Origin of the sequence: Pseudomonas putida (assembly GCF_002741075.1) — a bacterium.
Lineage (GTDB): Bacteria > Pseudomonadota > Gammaproteobacteria > Pseudomonadales > Pseudomonadaceae > Aquipseudomonas > Aquipseudomonas putida_T.
Window position 1 is genome coordinate 3,604,098 of sequence record NZ_CP016634.1, and the last position, 22,202, is coordinate 3,626,299.

Annotated in this window: 19 protein-coding genes; 11 read left to right on the forward strand and 8 right to left on the reverse strand. The window is 62.9% G+C overall.

Going from position 1 to position 22,202, the window contains the following annotated elements; all coding sequences use genetic code 11:
- Window positions 1-35: 35 nt before the first annotated feature.
- The gene (locus tag IEC33019_RS16890) at window positions 36-428 is read right to left on the reverse strand and encodes a transcriptional regulator (protein WP_070093230.1); all 393 of its coding nucleotides are present in this window, start codon (window positions 426-428) and stop codon (window positions 36-38) included.
- Window positions 429-571: 143 nt separating this feature from the next.
- Between IEC33019_RS16890 and IEC33019_RS16895 the strand changes: the two genes are divergently transcribed.
- From IEC33019_RS16895 to IEC33019_RS16905, 3 genes are all read left to right on the forward strand, one after another.
- Window positions 572-874: a type II toxin-antitoxin system RelE/ParE family toxin gene (locus IEC33019_RS16895; protein WP_081337477.1), complete on the forward strand. Its 303-nt coding sequence runs from the start codon at window positions 572-574 to the stop codon at window positions 872-874.
- Entirely contained in the window at window positions 867-1,160 is a 294-nt protein-coding gene (locus IEC33019_RS16900; protein WP_070093231.1) for an addiction module antidote protein, read from the forward strand. The genes IEC33019_RS16895 and IEC33019_RS16900 overlap by 8 nt, the downstream gene beginning before the upstream one ends.
- A gap of 114 nt (window positions 1,161-1,274) precedes the next feature.
- Window positions 1,275-1,547, forward strand: coding sequence for a hypothetical protein (locus IEC33019_RS16905; protein WP_070093232.1), 273 nt, complete (start codon window positions 1,275-1,277; stop codon window positions 1,545-1,547).
- A 130-nt stretch (window positions 1,548-1,677) separates the two neighbouring features.
- Here IEC33019_RS16905 and IEC33019_RS16910 read toward each other — a convergent pair whose 3' ends face one another.
- Window positions 1,678-3,003 (reverse strand): DEAD/DEAH box helicase, encoded by a 1,326-nt coding sequence (locus IEC33019_RS16910; RefSeq protein WP_070093233.1) that lies wholly within the window; start codon window positions 3,001-3,003, stop codon window positions 1,678-1,680.
- 144 nt (window positions 3,004-3,147) lie between these two features.
- Between IEC33019_RS16910 and IEC33019_RS16915 the strand changes: the two genes are divergently transcribed.
- Window positions 3,148-4,440: a mechanosensitive ion channel family protein gene (locus IEC33019_RS16915; protein ID WP_070093234.1), complete on the forward strand. Its 1,293-nt coding sequence runs from the start codon at window positions 3,148-3,150 to the stop codon at window positions 4,438-4,440.
- A gap of 43 nt (window positions 4,441-4,483) precedes the next feature.
- Here the strand turns inward: IEC33019_RS16915 and IEC33019_RS16920 are convergent, their stop codons facing one another.
- The 3 genes from IEC33019_RS16920 to IEC33019_RS16930 form a co-directional block, all read right to left on the reverse strand.
- Window positions 4,484-5,365 carry a carboxylate/amino acid/amine transporter gene (locus tag IEC33019_RS16920; protein ID WP_070093235.1) on the reverse strand — a complete coding sequence of 294 codons (882 nt, stop codon included), beginning with the start codon at window positions 5,363-5,365 and terminating at the stop codon, window positions 4,484-4,486.
- A 216-nt stretch (window positions 5,366-5,581) separates the two neighbouring features.
- Entirely contained in the window at window positions 5,582-6,181 is a 600-nt protein-coding gene (locus tag IEC33019_RS16925) for an FMN-dependent NADH-azoreductase (protein ID WP_070093236.1), read from the reverse strand.
- 101 nt (window positions 6,182-6,282) lie between these two features.
- The gene (locus tag IEC33019_RS16930) at window positions 6,283-6,609 is read right to left on the reverse strand and encodes a 3-phosphoglycerate kinase (RefSeq protein WP_070093237.1); all 327 of its coding nucleotides are present in this window, start codon (window positions 6,607-6,609) and stop codon (window positions 6,283-6,285) included.
- A gap of 48 nt (window positions 6,610-6,657) precedes the next feature.
- Between IEC33019_RS16930 and IEC33019_RS16935 the strand changes: the two genes are divergently transcribed.
- The 4 genes from IEC33019_RS16935 to IEC33019_RS16950 all read left to right on the forward strand — a co-directional run bounded on the left by IEC33019_RS16935 (window position 6,658) and on the right by IEC33019_RS16950 (window position 10,853).
- Complete coding sequence (locus IEC33019_RS16935; RefSeq protein WP_070093238.1) at window positions 6,658-7,581, forward strand: LysR family transcriptional regulator; 924 nt, start codon at window positions 6,658-6,660, stop codon at window positions 7,579-7,581.
- A 13-nt stretch (window positions 7,582-7,594) separates the two neighbouring features.
- A complete protein-coding gene (locus IEC33019_RS16940; RefSeq protein WP_070093239.1) occupies window positions 7,595-8,407 on the forward strand; it encodes an alpha/beta fold hydrolase in 813 nt (270 codons plus the stop codon).
- The gene (locus IEC33019_RS16945; protein ID WP_070093240.1) at window positions 8,401-8,958 is read left to right on the forward strand and encodes a peptidylprolyl isomerase; all 558 of its coding nucleotides are present in this window, start codon (window positions 8,401-8,403) and stop codon (window positions 8,956-8,958) included. Before IEC33019_RS16940 ends, IEC33019_RS16945 begins: the two co-directional genes overlap by 7 nt.
- 62 nt (window positions 8,959-9,020) lie before the next feature.
- A complete protein-coding gene (locus IEC33019_RS16950) occupies window positions 9,021-10,853 on the forward strand; it encodes an ABC transporter ATP-binding protein (protein ID WP_070093241.1) in 1,833 nt (610 codons plus the stop codon).
- Between the two features lie 62 nt (window positions 10,854-10,915).
- Here the strand turns inward: IEC33019_RS16950 and IEC33019_RS16955 are convergent, their stop codons facing one another.
- Complete coding sequence (locus IEC33019_RS16955) at window positions 10,916-12,043, reverse strand: GNAT family N-acetyltransferase (RefSeq protein ID WP_070093295.1); 1,128 nt, start codon at window positions 12,041-12,043, stop codon at window positions 10,916-10,918.
- A gap of 252 nt (window positions 12,044-12,295) precedes the next feature.
- Here IEC33019_RS16955 and IEC33019_RS16960 point away from each other — a divergent pair, with 252 nt between their 5' ends.
- Entirely contained in the window at window positions 12,296-13,540 is a 1,245-nt protein-coding gene (locus tag IEC33019_RS16960; RefSeq protein WP_070093242.1) for a putative porin, read from the forward strand.
- A gap of 200 nt (window positions 13,541-13,740) precedes the next feature.
- Here IEC33019_RS16960 and IEC33019_RS16965 read toward each other — a convergent pair whose 3' ends face one another.
- Both IEC33019_RS16965 and hrpA read right to left on the reverse strand, forming a co-directional pair.
- A complete protein-coding gene (locus IEC33019_RS16965) occupies window positions 13,741-14,862 on the reverse strand; it encodes a beta-ketoacyl-ACP synthase III (protein WP_070093243.1) in 1,122 nt (373 codons plus the stop codon).
- 218 nt (window positions 14,863-15,080) lie between these two features.
- Window positions 15,081-18,986: an ATP-dependent RNA helicase HrpA gene (gene hrpA, locus IEC33019_RS16970; RefSeq protein WP_070093296.1), complete on the reverse strand. Its 3,906-nt coding sequence runs from the start codon at window positions 18,984-18,986 to the stop codon at window positions 15,081-15,083.
- Between the two features lie 508 nt (window positions 18,987-19,494).
- On the opposite strand from hrpA, the gene IEC33019_RS16975 reads away from it, so the two are divergent.
- Together IEC33019_RS16975 and IEC33019_RS16980 are read left to right on the forward strand one after the other, a co-directional pair.
- Complete coding sequence (locus tag IEC33019_RS16975) at window positions 19,495-20,859, forward strand: glutamine synthetase family protein (protein ID WP_070093244.1); 1,365 nt, start codon at window positions 19,495-19,497, stop codon at window positions 20,857-20,859.
- Between the two features lie 26 nt (window positions 20,860-20,885).
- Window positions 20,886-22,193 (forward strand): NAD(P)/FAD-dependent oxidoreductase, encoded by a 1,308-nt coding sequence (locus IEC33019_RS16980; RefSeq protein WP_070093245.1) that lies wholly within the window; start codon window positions 20,886-20,888, stop codon window positions 22,191-22,193.
- Window positions 22,194-22,202: the final 9 nt, after the last annotated feature.

The following is a 22,202-nucleotide window of genomic DNA, read 5'->3' on the forward strand; positions in this document are numbered from 1 at the left end:
TTTGCCGGGGTGCCCATGCCAGTCTCAAAACGACCTCAAGCGATTTGCGCCTTGGTGGCGACCTGTTCGAAGGTCGCCTCGTCGAGCGCATCGTCCTGTTCGTCGAGCACCTGTCGAGGGTGCTCGAACCCCGGAATACTGCTGTCGATCAGGCTGAGCAGGCGCGAACCCCGCTCGGTGAGGACGAAGTTCTCGCCATTGCCGCCGTCCTCTTCCGGACGACTTTCAATGTAGCCGCGCTCGAAGAGGATCTTCTCGTACTCGCAGGCCCGCGTCTTCAGATGATCCAGGTCACCCACCGGCTGACCGGTGGCGGCCAAGGCAGCCGCATGCTGCTCGGCATAGGGGCGTGGTGTGAAGCTGTGACCCGCGCTGTTCTGCACTTCATGCAACAAGCGCTCGATCAGGTCCCAGTCGTAGGTGCTCATGAGGTGGCCTCCCGCTGTGAACGTGTGGGTACACAGCATGGGACCGGTGGGGGTTGGTGGGTGTTCCAAGCGAATCACCCGAGAAATAGACCGAAACCATTCATTGTTTTCATCACCTGTAGTTTATAAACTACATTCAGCCGATGAATAAAATTGAATCAAGCACCTTCAGACATTGGCTGAATAACCTCAAGGATGAAATTGGAAAAGCTCGCATCGTTGCGCGCATCAACCGGCTGATCGAAGGCTTACCCGGCGATATCTCGCCGATAGGACACGGCGTGAGCGAACTCCGTATCCATTACGGACCTGGTTATCGCGTGTACTTTCATCAAATGGGCGATACGTTACTGATTCTGCTGTGCGCAGGCGATAAGGGCAGCCAACGTCGCGATATCAAGACGGCCCATCAAATCTTACGGTCGTGGAGGATGCAAAATGACTGAAACGTTCCATGAATTCGATCCTGCGGACTACCTCACGACCCCCGAGGCCATTGCAGCCTTCATGACAGATGCCCTCGAAACTGGAGATGCCAGCTACGTCGCCAAAGCCGTCGGTGTCGTGGCTCGCGCCAAAGGCATGACTGAACTGGCGAGAGAAACAGGGCTATCTCGTGAGCAGCTGTACCGCTCCTTCAGCGAACACGGCAATCCCACCCTCAAGTCGTTCCTGACCGTCATGAAGGCGCTCGGCATCGACATGAGTGCACGCCCCCATCCGCCGCCTTGACTAGTGCCTCAGGCTTTCCCGAGCCAACTCGCGTATCTTCCGCCGAGCGATTTACCTGAACTTCCCGATATCCCGCCTTTCAACCGCATATACCCCTGCCGGGAGAGGAAACGGATGAAACGCTTACTGCCCATCATGTGCACGAGCACACTGCTCTGCGCCCTGCCCGCCTGGGCCTGCACGCCGGAAGAAGCGACTCAGAAACGCGAGGAACTGGCCGGGCTGGTCACCCAGTTGACGGAGCAGAATCCGCCGAAGGCCAAGGAGATCAACGAAGAGTTGCAAGGGATGGACCTGGGCACGGCCAGCAAGGACCTGCCGGACAAATGCCAACTGATCGACAAGCGAATCCAGGAACTTAAAGCCGCGGAGAAAAAGGCAGACTAACCGCTGTGGGGCGCGGCAAGCCCTGTCGCGGATAATCCCGCGGCCACAAGGATTGCTCCGATCCTGAGAGGATCACCTCAATCCTGTGGTGGCGGGTTCACCCGCGAGGCCCGCACAGGCCCCGATGAGCTTATTCTGCCTTCGGCGCGCGCTTCTTCAGCGGGGCCATGCCATCGGAGCTGGCCAGTGGCGCCTTGGTCTTGGGCTTGGAGGCCGGCTTGCGCTTGGCGGTTGCGCCTTTCTTCTCGCCCGTCTTCTTCTCGACCTTTTTCTTCTTGGTACCGGCGGCCTTGCCCGAAGCTTTGACCTTCTTCGGCCCGCTGTAGGTGCCCTTGACCTCCTTGATGACCCGGCGCTCGAACTGCTGCTTGAGGTAGCGCTCGATGCTCGACATCAGGTTCCAGTCGTTATGGCAGATCAGCGAGATCGCCAGACCTTCGGCACCCGCCCGGCCGGTACGGCCGATGCGGTGCACGTACTCATCGCCACTGCGCGGCATGTCGAAGTTGATCACCAGGTCCAGGCCGTCGATGTCCAGACCACGCGCGGCCACGTCGGTCGCCACCAGCACCTTGGAGCCGCCTTGCTTGAAGCGGTCGATCGCCAGTTTGCGGTCCTTCTGGTCCTTCTCGCCGTGCAACACGAATGCCTTCACGTCCTTGGCCACCAAGTGACCGTAAATACGATCGGCCAGGGCACGGGTGTTGGTGAAGATGATCGCCTTCTGGTAAGTCTCGTTGGCCAGCAGCCACTGGACGATCTGCTCTTTGTGCTGGTCGTGGTCGGCCGTGATGATCTGCTGGCGGGTGCCCTCGGACAGCTGCGAGACACTGTTGAGCATCAGATGCTCAGGGTCCTTGAGCACCTTGCCGATGATGTCGCGCAAGGCCGCGCCACCGGTAGTGGCGGAGAACAGCAGGGTCTGCTCACGGTTTTCGCATTCTTTGCACAGGCGCTCCATGTCCTCGGCAAAACCCATGTCGAGCATGCGGTCGGCCTCGTCCAGCACCAGCACCTGGACGTGGGAAAGGTCCAGGTTGCCGGCATTGAGGTGCTCCAGCAGACGGCCCGGGGTACCGATCAACACGTCCGGGACCTTGCGCAGCAGCGCGGCCTGCTCCTTGAAGTCCTCGCCACCGGTGACCAGGCCCGACTTGACGTAGGTGAACTGGGAGAAACGCTGTACTTCCTTGAGGGTCTGTTGGGCCAGCTCGCGGGTCGGCAGCAGGATCAACGCACGGATCTCGACGCGGCGCTCGCGCAGATCGACGAGGCGATTGAGCAATGGCAGCACGAAGGCGGCGGTCTTGCCGCTGCCGGTCTGCGCGGTCACCCGCAGGTCACGCCCTTGCAGGGCCAGGGGAATGGCCGCTGCCTGCACCGGGGTCGGCTCGACAAAGTTCAGCTCGGCCACAGCTTTGAGCAGGCGTTCGTGCAGGGCGAATTGGGAAAACACGGATGTACCTCGGGCAGTCGCTGGAAATTCAGTTGCATAGGGTAACGTTTTCCGTCGCTGACGCCGAATTTCTTTTGGCACCTTCATGCCGTTCCGCGCTCTAATGGGCCTCGTTTTCGCAACACAGACCCTGCTATTACCCCCATGGATATACAACGACTCTGGAACGACGCCCTGGACCTCTGGGGCACCCTCGATCAACACCCCATGCTGCACGCGGCCCTGGGCCTGACGGTGCTGCTGTTGATTTCCCTGATCATCGGCCGCCTGGCACGCTTTCTGATGCTGCATGCCAGCCGCCTGCTGGCTCGGCAGCAGCCGCTCAAGTGGCTCGACGACCTTCGCCACAACAAGGTTTTCCACCGCCTGGCCCAGACCACTCCATCGCTGGTGATCCAGTTCGGCCTCAAACTGGTGCCGGAGTTGAGCGACACCGCCCAGCACTTCCTCGGCAACGTCGCCCTGGCCTTCACCCTGCTGTTCATGACCATGGCCGTCTCCTGCCTGCTCGATGCCCTGCTGGACATCTACTCCCGCACCGAGCACGCCCGCACCCGCTCGATCAAGGGCTATGTGCAATTGGCCAAGATGATGCTGTGGATCTTCGCCTCCATCGTCATCGTCGCCACCCTCATCGACCGCTCGCCGCTATTGCTGCTCTCCGGCCTGGGCGCCATGTCGGCAGTGCTGCTGTTGGTATACAAGGACACCCTGCTGTCGTTCGTCGCCAGCGTGCAGCTGACGAGCAACGATATGCTGCACGTGGGTGACTGGATCGAGATGCCCCAAGTGGGCGCCGATGGTGACGTGGTGGACATCACGCTGCACACGGTCAAGGTGCAGAACTTCGACAAGACCATCGTCTCCATCCCCACCTGGCGCCTGATGAGCGAGTCATTCCGCAACTGGCGTGGCATGCAGCAATCGGGCGGTCGCCGCATCAAGCGCAGCCTGTTCATCGATGCCGCGGGTGTGCGTTTCCTTACCTCCGAAGAAGAACAGCGCCTGGGCCAGGTCCGTCTGCTGGGCGATTACCTGGCGCAAAAACGCCAAGAGCTGAGCGCCTGGAACGAGTCGCTAGGGCCGGTGGCCGCGCTGTCGGCCAATCGTCGCCAGTTGACCAACCTCGGCACCTTCCGCGCCTTCGCCCTGGCCTACCTGCAGAATCATCCCGACGTGCAGCAAGACATGACCTGCATGGTCCGCCAGATGCAGGCCACCGCCGAGGGCGTGCCCCTGGAGATCTACTGCTTTACCCGCACCACGGCCTGGGGCGAGTACGAGCGGATCCAGGGCGATATCTTCGACTACCTGCTGGCCGTATTGCCGGAGTTCGGGCTGAGCCTTTACCAGCAGCCAAGCGGCAACGATATGCGTGTAGGCCTTGCCGGCCGCGCTCAGCCAGCACAGCGGCTGAGTGAACTCACCGAGGCCTGAGGGTCATGAAATGGGGCCGCATTGCGGCCCCATTCATTCGCTGTCAGCCCGATGCCGCCTGCCCGGGGGTTGCCGGGCGCTGCATGCCCAGCCGGCTCATCCAGACGGACGCCAGGATCACCGCCCCTCCAATGAACAGCCGCCCAAGCGGCTCGTCCTGATTCCAGATCAGCAAGTTGAGCAGCAAGCCCACCGGCACATGCAGGTTATTCATCACCGCCAGCGTGCCGCCACTGACCAGGCACGCCCCCTTGTTCCACCAGTACAGCCCCAAGGCCGTCGGGAACAACCCTAGGAACAGCAACACCCACCACTGCACATCGGTGCTCGGCAGATGCTGGGCGTTGCCGAACAACACGAAGGCGGGCAGCACGACGATCAACGCCCCCAGATAGAAATAGCCAAAGCGCCGGTAGTGCGGCAGGTCGCTGGGATGCCGGGCGACCAGGTGACGATACAGTACCTGGCCTGCGGCATAGGTGAAGTTGGCCAATTGCAGCAGCAAGAAACCCACGAAGAACTCACCACTGATGCTGTCGAAGCGGATCACGGCGGCGCCGGCCACCGCCACCAGGGCGGCCAACAGAGCCCAGGCGTTGAACCGGCGATTCAGGGCATCTTCGATCAAGGTCACGTGCAATGGCGTGAGGATGGTGAACAGCAGCACTTCCGGCACCGTCAGCACACGGAAGCTCAGGTATAGGCAGACATAGGTGATGCCGTACTGCAGCGCCCCGATCAACAACATCGCACGCATGAAACGCGGTTCCACCTGGCGCCAGCGGGTCAGCGGCAGGAACACCAGCAGCGCCAGTACCACCCGCGCCAGCACCGCGAAGTAGCTGTCCACGTTGCCGGCCAGGTACACCCCGATCAGGTTGAAGGAGAACGCCTGGATCAGCGCGACGATTATCAGGTAGCCCATGGTTGCCTCTCATGAATCAAGGCGGCGACCTTAGCCGGTTGGCCTGCAGGAGTTCAACCATGCGGGCTGTAGGGGCAGCGCAAGCACTACAAGACAGTGACTTTCACACGTCCGGTGCCGCCTCGGATGACAAGGCAAAAAAACCCGGCCATCACAAGGCCGGGCGGATACACCCAAAGGAGCGACAGGTGTCAGGGGTTGGGAATGTGTTGCGTGTCAGGCCACCGCGGCCAGCTTGGCCTTGGCCTGGTTCAGGCCCTTCTCGTGGAAATCACCGCTCATGTTCAGGCCTTCAGCGTGAATGAAGTTCACGTCATGGATGCCGATGAAGGCCATGACCTGACGCAGGTACGGTTCCTGGTGGTCGGTGGTGGCGCCGGCATGGATGCCGCCACGGGCGGTGAGCACAATGGCGCGCTTGCCGGTCAGCAGGCCCTGCGGGCCGGTCGGGGTGTACTTGAAGGTGATGCCAGCGCGCAGTACATGGTCCAGCCAGGCCTTGAGGGTACTGGGGATGGTGAAGTTGTACATCGGCGCTGCCATGACCAGCACATCGGCGGCCAGCAGTTCGTCAGTCAGTTCGTTGGAGCGACCCAGGGCATCCAGTTCAGCTGGCGAGCGCTGCTCCTGCGGCTTCATCCAGCCACCGAGCAGATCGGCATCCAGATGCGGGACAGGTGAGACCGCCAGGTCGCGTACGCTGATCTCGTCGTGTGGATGAACGGTCTGCCATTGCTGGATGAAATCCCGGGTCAATTGACGAGAAACGGAATCCTGCTGGCGGGCGCTGCTTTCGATGATCAGTACGCGGGACATGGGAGCCTCCATCGGCAAACAAGGGGATGCGATTCGATGGAGGTGAGATTAAAACTTGACCTATCGATAAAAAAGCGTAAAAAATGGGTGCAATCTATCGATTAATCAGTTTGTTCAGCCTTGCAGCTCAATGCAATGCGCAGCTTGATGATCTCTCGGTTGAAGGTTGCCGTGACATCCCGGCTCTTGCCCGCCGGCACGTTCACCCGTCGAACCCGCGGCGCTTCGGGCCCGTTGCGAAAGGTCACCTTGCAGGCGGCCGGGACCTGCCCATAGTTGTTCAGGGTGATCGCGCCGATACTGCGCGCGGTGTCGTAGGTGGTGTAGTCGAGCTTGACCCCGTCCAGGTCCTTCTCCACATCGATGGGGTAATACGCCATCGCCCCAAGGGGCAGGCACATCAGCAATGCCGCACAACATTTCTTCATAGGGCGCTCTCCTTGACAGAGCGCAGCTTAGGACAACAGGAGCCGAAGATGAAAGCGCCACGCGTAACCCTGGACCAGTGGCGAACTCTGCAGGCAGTGGTCGATCATGGCGGATTCGCCCAGGCCGCCGAGGCCCTGCACCGCTCGCAATCGTCGGTGAGCTACACGGTCGCGCGCATGCAGGAGCAACTGGGCGTGCCCCTACTACGCATCGATGGCCGCAAGGCGGTACTGACCGAGGCCGGCAATGTGCTGCTGCGCCGCTCGCGTCATCTGGTCAAGCAAGCCAGCCAGCTCGAGGACCTCGCCCACCATATGGAGCAAGGCTGGGAAGCAGAGGTGCGCGTAGTGGTCGATGCCGCCTACCCCAGCGCCCGCTTGGTTCGCGCCCTGAGCGCCTTCATGCCGCAGAGTCGAGGTTGCCGCGTGCGCCTGCGCGAGGAGGTCCTGTCGGGCGTCGAGGAAGTGCTGCACGAGGGAATCGCGGACCTGGCCATCAGCAGCTACAGCATTGGCGGTTACCTGGGCGCCGAACTCAGCTCGGTGGAGTTCATCGCCGTCGCTCACCCCGACCACAGCCTGCATCGCCTGGGACGGGAAATCACCTTCCAGGACCTGGAAAGCCAGTTGCAGGTGGTGATCCGCGACTCCGGTCGCGCCCAGCCGCGGGATGTCGGCTGGCTCGGCGCCGAGCAACGCTGGACGGTCGGCAGCCTGGGCACCGCCGCCACCTTCGTCAGCAGCGGCCTGGGCTTTGCCTGGCTGCCGCGGCACATGATCGAGCGCGAGCTTAAAGACGGCGTGCTCAAGCCCTTGCTGCTGGACCAGGGTGGCAGCCGCCATCCACTGTTCTACCTTTATTCGAACAAGGACAAGACCTTGGGTCCGGCCACGCAGATCCTCATCGAGCTGCTGCGCAACTTCGACACAGCGCCATTGGACGTGCCCTTCGCAGCCCCCCCACAAGCCTGAGAGGACCGCGCCCATGGCCTATTTCGAACACGAAGGATGCACGCTGCATTACGAGGAATACGGCCAGGGCGAACCCCTGGTACTGCTGCACGGTCTGGGCTCCAGTTGCCAAGACTGGGAGATGCAGCTCCCCGAGCTGAGTCAGCGCTATCGGGTGATTCTCATGGACATACGTGGCCACGGTCGCTCCGACAAGCCTCGCGATGGTTACCAGATCGCCACTTTCAGTGCCGACCTGTTGGCACTGCTGGAGCATTTGCACACCGGCCCCGTGCACTTCGTCGGCCTGTCCATGGGGGGCATGGTGGGTTTTCAGTTCGCCGTCGACCACCCCACCTGGCTGCGCAGCCTGTGCATCGTCAACAGCGCGCCCGAGGTCAGGCGCAACTCCGTCGCTCACTGGGTCTGGTGGATCAAGCGCTGGAGCCTGGCCCGGATCCTGAGCGTCGAAACCGTCGGCAAAGGCCTGGCCGAGCGCCTGTTTCCCAAGCCAGAACAAACCGAACTGCGCCACAAGATGGCCCAGCGCTGGGCACGCAACGACAAGCGCGCCTACCTCAAGAGCTTCGATGCCATCGTCGACTGGGGCGTGCAGGAACGCATCGGGCAGATCCAGTGTCCCACCCTGGTGATCGCTGCCGACCATGATTACACCCCGATACAACTGAAGGAGCGCTATGTCGCCCTGATGCCCCAGGCAACACTGGCAGTCATCGAGGATTCCCGGCACGCTACGCCCCTGGACCAACCCGAGGTCTTCAACCAGACCCTGCTGCGCTTTCTCGCAGCCGCCTCCACCCCTCAAGGATCTTTGAGCCCATGCTGAAAAAACTTCTGCTCACCGCCTGCTCGGTCGCCTTCGCCACCAGCGTCATGGCCTCCGACAAGACCCCTCATGTCCTGCTGGACACCAGCTTCGGCCAGGTCGAAATCGAGCTCAATGCCGAGAAGGCGCCGATCAGCACGAAGAACTTCCTCGAGTACGTCGACAGCGGCTTCTACAACAACACCATCTTCCACCGCGTGATCCCGGGCTTCATGGCCCAGGGCGGCGGCTTCACCGACCGGATGGTGCAAAAGCCGACCCGTGACCCGATCCGCAACGAAGCCAGCAATGGCCTGGCCAACACCCGCGGCACCCTCGCCATGGCCCGCACCCCGGACCCGAACTCGGCCACCAGCCAGTTCTTCATCAACGTGGCCGACAACGATTTCCTCAATCCAGGCCGTGACCGTGGCTACGCCGTGTTCGGCAAAGTGACCAAAGGCATGGAAGTGGTCGATCAGATCGTCAATTCGCCGACCACCATCAAGCAAGGCATGCGCGACGTGCCGGCGGACCCTGTGTACATCAAGTCCGCCAAACGCATCGACTGACCGAAGGTCTCACAAGGACGTGAAGCCGCCTGAGGGTCGGATGGAACAGGAGTGTGCCCATCATGCTGTACCGCCGTTTCGAGCAACTGATCGACATCTTTCGCGAGGCGCCCAGCGAGGCGCCGCCCGGCAAGGTTTGGCCGTTCTACCTCTATTACCTGCGTCAGGTCTGGCCCAGCTTTCTCGCCCTGCTGGTCGTCGGGCTGGTAGCGGCCCTGATCGAAGTGGCCATGTTCAGTTACCTGAGCCGGATCATCGACCTGGCCCAGGCCACGCCAGGCAATGAGTTCTTCAGCCTGCACGGGGGCGAACTCATCTGGATGCTGGTGGTGGTCCTGGTCCTGCGCCCCGTGTTCTTCGGCCTGCACGACCTGCTGGTGCACCAGACCATCAGTCCAGGCATGACCAGCCTGATCCGTTGGCAGAACCACACCTACGTGCTCAAGCAGAGCCTGAATTTCTTCCAGAGCGACTTCGCCGGGCGGATTGCCCAGCGCATCATGCAGACCGGCAACTCCCTGCGCGACTCCGCCGTCCAGGCCGTCGATGCCCTGTGGCACGTGCTGATCTATGCGATCAGTTCACTGGTGCTGTTCGCCGAAGCCGATTGGCGCCTGATGCTGCCGTTGCTGACCTGGATCATCTGCTACATCGGCGCGCTCTACTACTTCGTCCCCCGGGTCAAGGAGCGTTCGGTGATCTCCTCCGATGCCCGCTCCAAGCTGATGGGGCGGATCGTCGACGGCTACACCAACATCGCTACCCTCAAATTGTTCGCCCACACCGACTACGAGCAACAGTACGCCCGTGAAGCGATCAGCGAACAGACCGAAAAAACCCAGCTGGCCGCACGGGTCGTCACCAGCATGGACGTCGTCATCACTGGCCTGAACGGGCTTCTGGTGGTGGGTACCACGGGCCTCGCCCTGTGGCTGTGGAGCCAGTCGTCGATCACTGTCGGCGCCATTGCCTTGGCCACAGGCCTGGTGATCCGCATCATCAACATGTCCGGCTGGATCATGTGGGTGGTCAACGGCATCTTCGAGAACATCGGCATGGTCCAGGATGGCCTGCAGACCATCGCCCAGCCGGTCAGTGTCACCGACAAGCCCAATGCACCGGCGCTCAAGGTCAGCCGTGGCGCGGTGCATTTCGATGACGTGAGCTTCCACTATGGCAAGGGCAGCAAGGTCATCGAAGGGCTGAGCCTGGACATCCGCCCCGGCGAGAAGATCGGCCTGATCGGCCCGTCCGGGGCCGGGAAATCCACCCTGGTCAATCTGCTGCTGCGCCTGTACGACGTACAGGGCGGGCGTATCACCATCGACGGCCAGGACATCGCAGAGGTCAACCAGGCCAGCCTGCGCGCGCAGATCGGCATGATCACCCAAGACACCTCGCTGCTGCACCGCTCGATCCGCGACAACCTGCTCTATGGCCGTCCGGACGCCAGCGAAGCTCAGGTTTGGGAGGCCGTGCGCCGGGCGCGGGCCGACGAGTTCATCCCCCAGCTCTCCGATGCCCAGGGGCGCACCGGCTTCGATGCCCATGTCGGCGAACGTGGGGTCAAGCTCTCGGGCGGTCAGCGGCAACGGATCGCCATTGCCCGGGTGCTGCTCAAGAACGCACCCATCCTGATCATGGACGAGGCCACCTCGGCACTGGACTCAGAGGTCGAGGCCGCGATCCAGGAGAGCCTGGAAACCCTCATGCAGGGCAAGACGGTGATCGCCATCGCCCACCGCCTGTCCACCATCGCCCGCATGGACCGCCTGGTGGTGCTGGACAAAGGGCATATCGTCGAGAGCGGCACCCATGCCGAATTGCTAGCCCAGCGGGGCTTGTATGCACGGCTCTGGCATCACCAGACCGGCGGGTTCGTTGGCGTGGATTGATCGGAAGGTCTGGGCCTGTTCGCGGGTAAACCCGCGAATGGGCCACGTCAGGCGCCACAGCTTCAATCCTTGCGGTAAGGCAACATCCCCCGCGCCTCTTCGGCATAGGCCTTCACCCCCGTACGCTCCTGCTCGAGAAAATCCTCCACCGCTCGGCGCAACCCTGGATGCAGCAGGTAATGCCAGGAACGGGTCAGCACCGGCTCGAACCCGCGGATCAGTTTGTGCTCCCCCTGGGCTCCGGCATCGAACCGCTGCATCCCTTCACGGATAGCGAAATCCATGCCCTGGTAGAAACAGGTCTCGAAATGCAGACGGTCGAACTCATCCAGGCACCCCCAGTAACGGCCGAAGAGGCTGTCGCCACCGACCAGGCTGAAGGCCATGGCCACATCACGCCCTTGCTGGCGCGCAATGACCACGCGCACGGCTCCAGGCATGCGCTCAGCCAACAGGCTGAAGAAGTCACGGGTCAGGTAGGGCGCGCGCCGACGCACCGCGTAGGTGTTGGCATAGCACAGGTAGACGAAGTCCCACTGCACTTGGCTTAGCTCATCGCCACGGTACCAGTGGAAATCGATTCCCTGCCCCGCCACTTGCTCACGCTCCTTGCGCATCTGCTTGCGCTTGCGGGAACTGAGGGTATCGAGAAAATCCTGGAAGTCCCGATAGCCGCGATTGTGCCAATGAAACTGGCAGCCCAGCCGCTCCAGCCAACCCGGCACATGGGCGATCTGCTCATCCAGCACACGGTCGGTGAAGTTGATATGAGCACCTGACAGCTCGCCCTTGACCAGGTACTCAGGGATCGCCTGAAGCAACAGCAGGCCATCAGCGCAGTCTGCCGCCAGCAAGCGCGGGCCGCTCACGGGGCTGAAAGGCACCGCACCGAGCAATTTGGGGTAATAGGGAATGCGTGCGCGCTCGCAGGCATCCGCCCAACCCTGGTCAAACACGTACTCCCCGAACGAATGCCATTTACGATACGCCGGCAAGACCGCGCGCACCTGTCCTTCACGCTCCAGCACCAAATGTTCGGCGGCCCAACCCGTGGCCGGTGCAACGCTGCCGCTGTCCTCCAGGGCGCTCAAAAAGGCATGGCGCAGGAAGGGCTGGCCGTCAGGCACCAGGGCATCCCAGGTTGCCGATGGCAGATCGTGCAAATGAGCAAGGCTGTACAAGCTGGTCACGATTTCGACTCGCTGCAAAGAGATGGCCAGTATCCCGGAAGTGAGGCCCAGCACTCAAATGAAGGGGCGTTTGGATCCCACTCACTTAACCGCAGTGCCACTAAATAGACATTATTCTGTCATTCCCCCTCGCAATACTTGCGCCTGTTTTTCGGAACCCCGCGACCTGTCTGTTCAGGCCTTTTCCGATGACATGCCAACTTGGGGGTGGGCGCCAAAGCCTCCCCACTTTTTTCCAACAGGGAGAACCTTATGCGTCTTGTTTCTACACTTACCGGAGTCAGCCTCAGCGGCATGATGCTGGCACTGAGTGCTCCGGCCAGTGCTGCAGTCGACGCCAAGCTGCTCGAAATGCTCCGCGCCAACGGCTCGATCAACCAGGCGCAGTACAACGAACTGCAGGCCGATCTGGCCAAGGAAACCAAGGAAAAGGCAGAGCAGAAAGCCCAGTCCGAGCGCCTGAGCTCCTTCGAACAAAAAGTGGCCTGGGCTGCCAAGACCCAAATCAAGGGGGACGTGCGCCTGCGCTACGAAGACGTCAACGTCGACGACCCCAACCGCAAGAGCCCCAACCAGGACCGCGAGCGCGTCCGTGCCCGTGTCGGCTTCTACAGCGAGATCAACCCGCAGGTCGACGCCGGCGTGCGCGTGGCCACCGGCAGCAGCCCCGATGCCCGCTCCACCAACCAGAGCCTGGACAATTACTTCGAGAAGAAATCGCTGTGGGTCGACCTGGCCTACCTCGACTGGCACCCCACCGCCGTGCCGAACCTACATCTGATCGGCGGTAAGATGATGCAGCCTTGGGTGAGCATGGGCGACATCATCTGGGACAGCGACATCAACCCCGAAGGCGTAGCCGTCACCTACAAGACCGACCTGGGCGCAGCCGAGCTGTTCGGCAGCGCCGGTCACTACAACCTCAAGGACAACGTCGACGGCGAAGGCGTGCAGTTCAAGCACGACGCACAGCTCTACCACGGCCAGTTGGGCGCCCGCTTCAATGCCGCCGACACCGTCAAGGTCACCGTGGGCACCAGCATCTACGGTTACGACAACGACAAGGACGCAGCCCCGCTGCAAGCCTTCGGCAATACCACCAACGAGTTCAACCTGGTGGAAGGCTTTGGCCAGGTCGACTTCAGCGGCTTTGCCATTCCCCTGTCCGCCTACGGCCAGTACGTGAAGAACACCGAAAGCACCGACGGCGAAGACAAGGCCTGGCTGGCCGGTCTGAAGACCAAGCTCGGTGCCTGGAGCCTGGATTACAACTACCGCGACGTGCAGCGTAACGCGGTGGTCAGCGCCTTCACCGACTCCGACTTCGGTGCAGGCTACACCGGTTCCCGTGGTCACAAGTTCAAGGTCGGTTACGAAATCGACAAGAACTTCTCGCTGGGCGCGGCCTACCTGATGGCCAAGACCGACTTGTCCCAGCTGCCGAACAGCGATGCCGACGTCGACACCCTGCAGGTCGATCTGGAAGCCAAGTTCTAAGCGCAAGCTCTCTTGCGTTGCTCAGGCGGGAGGTGCCGACCCCATCCGGCACTTCCCGCCTTTTTTTCGCCTGCCAGAAATGCGTCGCCCCCTCGCGGGACATGCCCGCTCCTCCGGGTACAGTGCCCCCCTAGAAGGGCAGCGCCGCGCTGGTGGGAGCGGGTTTACCCGCGAAGAGGCTTACACGGTTGCTGCGAGAATCAACGCTTGCGCAGGATCACACTACCGATCGAATAGCCTGCGCCAAACGAGCTCAGCACACCCAGCGCCCCCTTGGGCAGATCATCCTGGTACAGGTGGAACGCAATCACCGACCCTGCCGAACTGGTATTGGCGTAACGGTCCAGAATCACCGGTGCGTCCTCTTCGGCCACCTCACGGCCGACCAGCTTCTTGACGATCAGGTGGTTCATGCTCAGGTTCGCCTGGTGCAGCCAGAAGCGCTTGACGTCGGTGGGCTGCAAGCCGTTCTCGCCCAGGTGCTGGCCGATCAGCTCGGCGACCATCGGGCACACCTCGCGGAACACCTTCCGGCCTTCCTGGACGAACAGTTTGTCCGGCGCGCCGATACCCTCCTCCGCCGCGCGGTTGAGGAAGCCAAAGTTGTTGCGGATGTTGTTGGAGAACTGCGTCAGCAGCTTGGTACTGACAATGTCGAACTGGTGCGCGGAGGTGGCCTGGTCGGCACGCTCGATGAGCACCGCGGTGGCTGCATCACCGAAGATGAAGTGGCTGTCACGGTCGCGGAAGTTCAGGTGGCCGGTGCAGATCTCCGGGTTGACCATCAACACCGCACGCGCCTGACCCAGTTGCACGCTGTTGGCAGCGGTCTGGATGCCGAAGGTGGCCGAGGAGCAGGCCACGTTCATGTCGAAGGCAAAGCCCTGGATGCCCAGCGCCTGCTGCACTTCGATGGAGATGGCCGGGTATGGGCGCTGCAGGTTGGAGCAGGCGACGATCACGCCGTCGACATCGGCCGCTGTGCGACCTGCCCGTTCCAGGGCCTGGCGGGCAGCTGCCACGGCCATCTCGCAGAGGATCGATGGCTCGTCGTTGGTGCGCTCCGGCAGGCGCGGCTTCATGCGCTGCGGATCGAGGATGCCGGCCTTGTCCATGACGAAGCGGCTCTTGATACCGGAAGCCTTCTCGATGAAGGCCGCATCGGACAGCGGCGCCGCTTCGATCTCGCCGCGCTCGATGGCAGCTGCGTTGTCTTTATTGAACTGCTGGGCCCACGCATTGAAGGAAGCCACCAGTTCTTCGTTGGAAATGCTCTGGGCCGGGGTGTACAGGCCGGTGCCGCTGATCACGACGTTATGCACGGTCGTTCCTCTGGTCAAAGGCCACCACCACGCGGCGCTGGCCGAAAAAGGGCAACATAATGGCACTTTAGTGCCAATTTGTAGGCAAGGGTTGCTCGCTCGATCACAGGCAAACCCTCACCCACGCAGTACAACGCGGAACCCGTGGGAGCGGGCGTGTCCCGCAATGGGCCGCACAACGGCCCAAATTCCCACAAGTTTGCCACATCTGCCGGGGTTTAGGCTTCCACCAGCCCCCACTGTTTGCTCAATCGTTTGTCGGAAACCGGCACTTTGGTCCCCAACTGCTGGGCGAACAACGACACCCGGTATTCCTCCAGCCACCAGCGGTAAACGGTGAGTTGCTCGTCACGCTTGCCCTCTTGGGCATGCTTGTCGGCCCGGGCCTTGTATTGCGCCCACAGATTGGCCAGCTCGCCACTCCAGACACGGTCCTTCTGCACCTGGGCGCCAAGCTTCTCCAGACGAAGCTCGACCGCCTTGAGGTAACGCGGCAACTCCTTGAACCACACTGCCGGCGTTTCACGGACAAAGCCCGGATAGACCAGGTTGGCCAGCTGCTGCTTGATGTCGTTCAGTGCCACCGCCTGGCTCAGGTCGATCTTGCCCTTGAAGCGCTTTTGTAAGCCGTGCCACAGCTTGAGCACTTCCAGGGTCTGACGGGCCAGGCGTTCGGCATGCTCGGCCCAACTGCCACGCTTGCGCTCGGCAAGCCCTGCCAGGGCAGCGCCGTCCCGTGGCAGCGACGCCTCGCCTTCGAGAATGCAACTGTCCAGGCTGGCCAGCAGAATGTCTTCCACCAAAGCCTCGACACGCCCCAACTCGCGGTACAGCAAGCCCAATTCGGTCAGCCCCGGCAACTTGCCCCGCAGGAACTTGGCTGGCTCGGCCAGCTGTTGCAGCAACAGTCGCTGCAAGGCACGGCGATGCTGGAACTCGGCCTCGGCCTGGGTCGAGAAGCGCCCTTCACGCACAGCGCCGGCATCCTCCACCAGCGCCGGGTAGACCGTCAACGACAGGCCGGCGATCTTCTGCTGGGCCGTTTGCGCCACTTGAGAAAACGCCTTGGCCTGCACTGGCTGCTCGGCCTTGTCGTTGCGCGGCATGGCCAATGCCGCCTGGCTCGCGGCGGCGAACCGCGCCGTCAACTCGGCCAGGTCACGGCCTTCGCCGAGGAATTTGCCCTGGCCATCGACCACCTCGATGTTCATGCGCAGGTGACCCTCGACCAGACCGGCAGCCTCCGCCCACGCCTCATCGGACACCCGAGCGCCCGTCATGCGCAGCAACTCCTGGCCCAACGACTGGGGCAAGGCCCCCTCGCCGAAGGTCATGCGTGCCAGGGCGGCCTTCACGAAGTCCGGCACCGGGACGAAGTTCTTGCGCAGGGCCTTGGGCAGGTTGCGCACCAGGGCCACGCACTTGGCCTCCAGCAAACCTGGCACCAGCCACTCCAGGCGCTCGCCCGGCAGGTTCGGCAACAGCGGTGCCGGGACCCGCACAGTGACGCCATCTCGCGGGTGGCCCGGTTCGAAGTGATAGGTCAGCGGCAGGCGCAGCGCGCCGATTTGGAGGCTGTCCGGATATTGTGCGGCGGTGACTTCACTGGCTTCCCGGGCCAGCACATCCTCTTCGCGCATGATCAGCAGGTTCGCATCCTTCTGGCTGTTCATCCGGTACCAGCTGTCGAACGTTGCAGTCTGGTGGATTTCCGCTGGCAACCGCGCCTCATAGAAGGCATAGAGCGTTTCTTCGTCAGCCAGGATGTCGCGCCGACGCGCCTTGGCCTCCAGCTCGTCGAGCTGTTCGAGCAAGCGCTTGTTGGCCGTCAGGCACTTGGCCCGCGACTGGATCTCACCGCCGACCAGGCCTTCACGGATGAACAGCTCGCGGGAGGTGACCGGGTCGATCGGCCCGAAATGCACAGGTCGGCGGCCGACCAGGATCAGCCCGTACAGGGTGATCTGTTCGTAGGCCACCACCTGGCCACGCTTTTTCTCCCAATGCGGTTCGAAGTGGTTCTTCTTGACCAGGTGCGTGGCCAGCGGCTCGATCCAGTCCGGTTCGATCTTGGCCACCATGCGCGCGTAGAGCTTGGTGGTTTCCACAAGCTCTGCGGCCATCACCCATTGTGGGCGCTTGCGACCGATGCCCGAGGACGGGTGAATCCAGAAGCGCCGCTGACGTGCGCCCTGGTAGTCGCCCTCTTCGGTCTTGTGGCCGATCTGGCTGAGCAGGCCGCTGAGAATGGCCTTGTGCATGCGCGGGAAATCCGCCGGCTCCTTGTTGATCGCCAGTTGCAGGTCGCGACAGATCAGCGCCAGCTGGCGATGGGCATCACGCCACTCGCGCAGGCGCAGGTAGTTGAGGAAATGCTTGCGGCACCAGTTGCGCAGCGGGTTGGCGGTGAGCGCCTGGCGCTGCTCCTCGAACCCACGCCACAGGTTGACCAAGGCGGCGAAGTCGGAGTCGGGGTCCTTCCACAGGGCGTGGGCCTGGTCGGCAGCCTGCTGGCGCTCCGGTGGGCGTTCGCGCGGGTCCTGCACCGAGAGGGCGCTGGCGACGATGAGCACTTCCTGCAGGCTGCCTTGGCGAGCCCCCTCGAGCAACATGCGCCCCAGGCGCGGGTCGATCGGCAAGCGCGCCAGCTGGCGGCCCAGAGGCGTCAGCTGGTTTTCGCGGTTGACCGCCGAGAGCTCCTGCAACAGGTTGAAACCATCGCTGATGGCCTTGCCATCCGGCGGCTCGATGAACGGAAACGCATCGATCGCCCCCAGGCGCAGGTGCAGCATCTGCAGGATCACCGCGGCCAGGTTGGTCCGCAGGATCTCCGGATCGGTGAAGGCGGGACGTGCGTTGAAGTCTTCTTCGCTGTACAGACGCACGCAGATGCCCGGCTCGACCCGGCCGCATCGGCCCTTGCGCTGGTTGGCGCTGGCCTGGGACACCGCCTCGATCGGCAGGCGCTGGACCTTGGCGCGGTAGCTGTAGCGGCTGATACGCGCGGTGCCGCTGTCGATCACGTAGCGGATACCCGGCACGGTCAGGGAAGTTTCGGCAACGTTGGTGGCCAGCACCACCCGGCGCCCGGTATGGGGCTGGAAGATCTTCTGCTGCTCGGCCGGTGTCAGGCGCGCATACAACGGCAGGATCTCGGTGTGACGCAACTGAGCCTTGCGCAAAATCTCGGCGGCATCGCGGATCTCCCGCTCGCCCGGCAGGAACACCAGCACATCGCCTGGGCCCTTGCCTTCGCTGCGCTCGTGATGGGCCAGCTCGTCGAGGGTGGCGAGGATCGCCTGGTCGACGGTCAGATCGTCCTCGACCCGGTTGCCCTCCTCGTCTTGTTCGCTGGTCAGCGGGCGATACCAGGTTTCCACCGGGAAGGTACGACCGGACACCTCGATGATCGGGGCGCCATCGAAATGCTGGGAGAACCGCTCCAGGTCGATGGTCGCCGAGGTGATGATCAGTTTCAGGTCCGGGCGTCGGTGCAGCAGAGTCTTGAGGTAGCCGAGCAAAAAGTCGATGTTCAGGCTGCGCTCGTGGGCTTCGTCGACGATGATCGTGTCGTAGCGCTCAAGGAAGCGATCATGCTGGGTCTCGGCCAGCAGGATACCGTCGGTCATCAGCTTGACCAGGGTGCCCGCGTCGCTCTGGTCCTCGAAACGCACCTGGTAGCCCACCAGAGCGCCCAGCGGTGTGCCAATCTCCTCGGCCACCCGCGCCGCGACGCTGCGCGCGGCGATCCGTCGGGGCTGGGTATGGGCGATCAGGCCATGTTGGCCGCGGCCCATTTCAAGGCAGATCTTCGGCAACTGGGTGGTCTTGCCCGAGCCGGTCTCGCCAGCAATCACCAGGACCTGGTGCTCGGCCAGGGCTTTCTTGATCTCTTCACGCTTGGCGGCGATCGGCAGGCTGTCGTCGTAGCGGATGCTCGGCACGCTGTGCTGACGCGCGACAACCTGGGCACAGGATGCCTGGACCCGTTCCACCCATTGGGCAAGCTTGGCCTCGTCGGGGCGCTTGCGCAGCTCGTGAAGTTGCCGCCGCAGCCGATGGCGGTCGGCGATCATGGCGTGGTCGAGGTTCTTCAGCAGTTGATCGATGGCGTGGTCTGTCATGGGGCTTTTTTGATGATGCAGGTGAGCCTGCTTTTTCATGATCGGCATTCGGAAAGTCGGGCGATTGTCGCAGATTTGCCGGTTCTCTGCTGCCTATGCGGGCCTCTTCGCGGGTAATCCCGCACACAAGGGCTAATGCTGCGGGGTACCTGTGGAAGTGGGTTTACCCGAGAAGAGGCCTGCACCAATGTTTAGCCAGTCACGGAATGAAGGTTGCCATTCACTGCTTTAATCAACCTTACGCCCCATGTGAGTATCCACCGATGACCTGCCCACCGAGCAATGCGCGCCCCACCCTTCCCAAGGCCCGGGCCCGCGCCGGCGAAAACCCGCTGGTACACGTCATCCTCGCCTTCTGGGCCCTGTGGCACTGCCGCCACGCTCGCCCACCGGATACTTCGTTCGCGTCCCACTGATCCAGCCTCGGCCCCCCTGGCCGACATCAATCAGCCCGACTCGCCGTCCATCTGCGGCCGGTCCTGTGCGCCTGCGGGCGCGAGCGAACACCATGCACTTTGCCCACCCCGAGCAAGCCCGTCGTTTTTTGGCCGACAATCCCGATATCGAACTGTTCGAGCTGTTCATCCTCGATGCCAACGGCGTGCCTCGCGGCAAGCTGCTTCATCGCGATGAACTGTTGGCCGTCTATGAAAGCGGTCGCCCGCTGCCCAGCACCATCCTGGGCCTGACCTTGAATGGCGACGATGTGGAAAACTCAGGCCTGGTCTGGGATGTCGGTGACATCGACTGCCGCGCCTACCCCCTGGAAGACAGCCTGGTGCGCCTGCCCTGGCGGCGTGTGCCGACCGCAGCCGTGCAGGTCAGCATGCACCCCAGCCAAGGGCTGCCCGCCAGCGTCGCCGATCCGCGCCACGTGCTGATGCGCACCCTCGATGCGCTAAAGGCCGACGGCTACCACCCAGTGATGGCCTGCGAACTGGAGTTCTACCTGCTCGACCAGCAGCGCGATGCTCAGGGCCGTCCGCAACCGGCACTGGACAACGACGGTGGCCGCCCCCGCACCACCCAGGTCTATGGCCTGCGGGAGCTGGAGCAGATCGAGCCGTTTCTCGCCGACCTCTATGCCGCCTGCAAGGCCCAGGGCATTCCGGCGCGCACGGCCATCTCCGAATATGCGCCGGGCCAGGTGGAAATCACGCTGGAACACGGCGATGCGCTGCAGGCCATGGACCAGGCCGTGCGCTACAAGCGCCTGGTCAAGGGCATCGCCCATGCCCATGGCATGCAGGCCTGCTTCATGGCCAAACCCTTCGCCCACCTGGCTGGCACCGGCATGCACATGCACTTGAGCCTGGCGGATGCCGAAGGCCGCAACCTGTTCGCCAGCGATGACCCCGCCGGTACGCCGCTGCTGCGTCAGGCGGTGGGTGGCATGTTGCGCCACCTGCGCGAGTCGCTGTTGCTGTTCTGCCCCAACGCTAACTCTTACCGGCGCTTCCAGGCCAACAGCTATGCGCCGCTGGCGCCCACCTGGGGCGTGGACAACCGCACCGTGAGCCTGCGCGTGCCGGGCGGGCCTGCCAATAGCCGGCATGTGGAGCACCGCATCTGTGGTGCCGACGCCAACCCCTATCTCGCTGCAGCTGCGATTCTCGCCGCCACCCATCGGGGCGTGCGCGAACAGCTCGACCCCGGCGCACCGGTCGAAGGCAATGGCTATGCCCAGGCCAAGGAACATCTGCCCACCGAGTGGCTCACCGCCCTCGACGCCTTGGAACACTCGGCCTGGGCTCGGGAGGCACTCGGCGAGGCGTTCCTCGGCGTCTACCTGAAGGTCAAGCGCGCCGAGTACCGCCAGTTCATGGCCGAAGTCGGCGAACAGGACTGGCGCTGGTACCTGCACCAGGCCTGAGCCCCTATTCACAGTAAGGAACGAACATGAATGCAGCAGTGAACAATGGACCGGCCCAACGCGCGCCGTCCTACTACACCGCCACCCTCAACGACCCGACCCAATACCCGACCCTGACGGGGACCGAGCAGGTCGACGTCGCCATCATTGGCGGTGGCTTCACGGGCGTCGCCACTGCCGTGGAGCTGGCCGAGCGCGGCCTGAAAGTCGCCATCGTCGAAACCAACCGCATCGGTTGGGGCGCCAGCGGACGCAACGGCGGCCAGGTCACCGGCAGCCTGTCGGGCGATGAGGCCATGCGCACGCAGATGCGCAATCGCCTGGGTGAGCAGGTGGATGACTTCATCTGGCACTTGCGTTGGCGGGGTCACGAGATCATCGAGCGCCGGGTGCAGCGCTACGGCATCGACTGCGACCTCAAGCGCGGGCACCTGCACGCGGCAATGAAGCCGTCTCACATGAATGAGCTGCAAGCGAGCTACGATGAAGCCCAGCGCCGTGGCATGGGCGACCTGGTGCAACTGCTCGATCGCCATGCGGTCGGCGAACACCTGCAAAGCCCGCTGTACCTGGGCGCACTCAAGAACCGCCGCAACCTGCACCTGCACCCGCTCAACCTGTGCCTGGGCGAGGCCCGGGCGGCCCATGGCCTGGGCGCGCTGGTGTTCGAGAACTCCGAGGTGCTGGAGATTGTCCATGGGCCGCGTCCGGCGGTGGTCACCGCCCGCGGCCGGATCGAGGCGCGCCAGGTGCTGCTGGCCGGCGATGTCTATCACAAGCTGGAAAAGCGCCAGCTCAAAGGCAAGATCTTCCCGGCCATGGGCGGCATCGTCACCACCGCGCCACTGGGAGAGCTGGCCGACCAGATCAACCCCCAGGACCTGGCGGTGTACGACTGCCGTTTCGTCCTCGACTATTACCGCCTGACTGCCGACAAGCGCCTGCTGTTCGGTGGCGGCGCCAACTATTCGGGCAAGGATTCGCGAGACATCGAAGCCGAACTGCGCCCGTGCATCGAGCGCACCTTCCCGGCGCTCAAAGGCGTACCGATCGAGTTCAAGTGGAGTTGCGCCATGGGCATCGTGGTCAACCGCATTCCGCAGTTGGGCAAACTGTCGGACAACGTCTGGTACTGCCAGGGTTACTCCGGGCACGGCATCGCCACCAGCCACATCATGGGCGAAATCATGGCCGAGGCGCTGACCGGGACACTGGAAAAGTTCGACACTTTCGCGGCGTGCAAGCACATCAAGGTGCCGATGGGGGACTTGCTGGGCAATCCGCTGTTGGCGGCGGGAATGTGGTACTACCAGATGCTCGAGAAACTGCGCTGATCTTCTGGG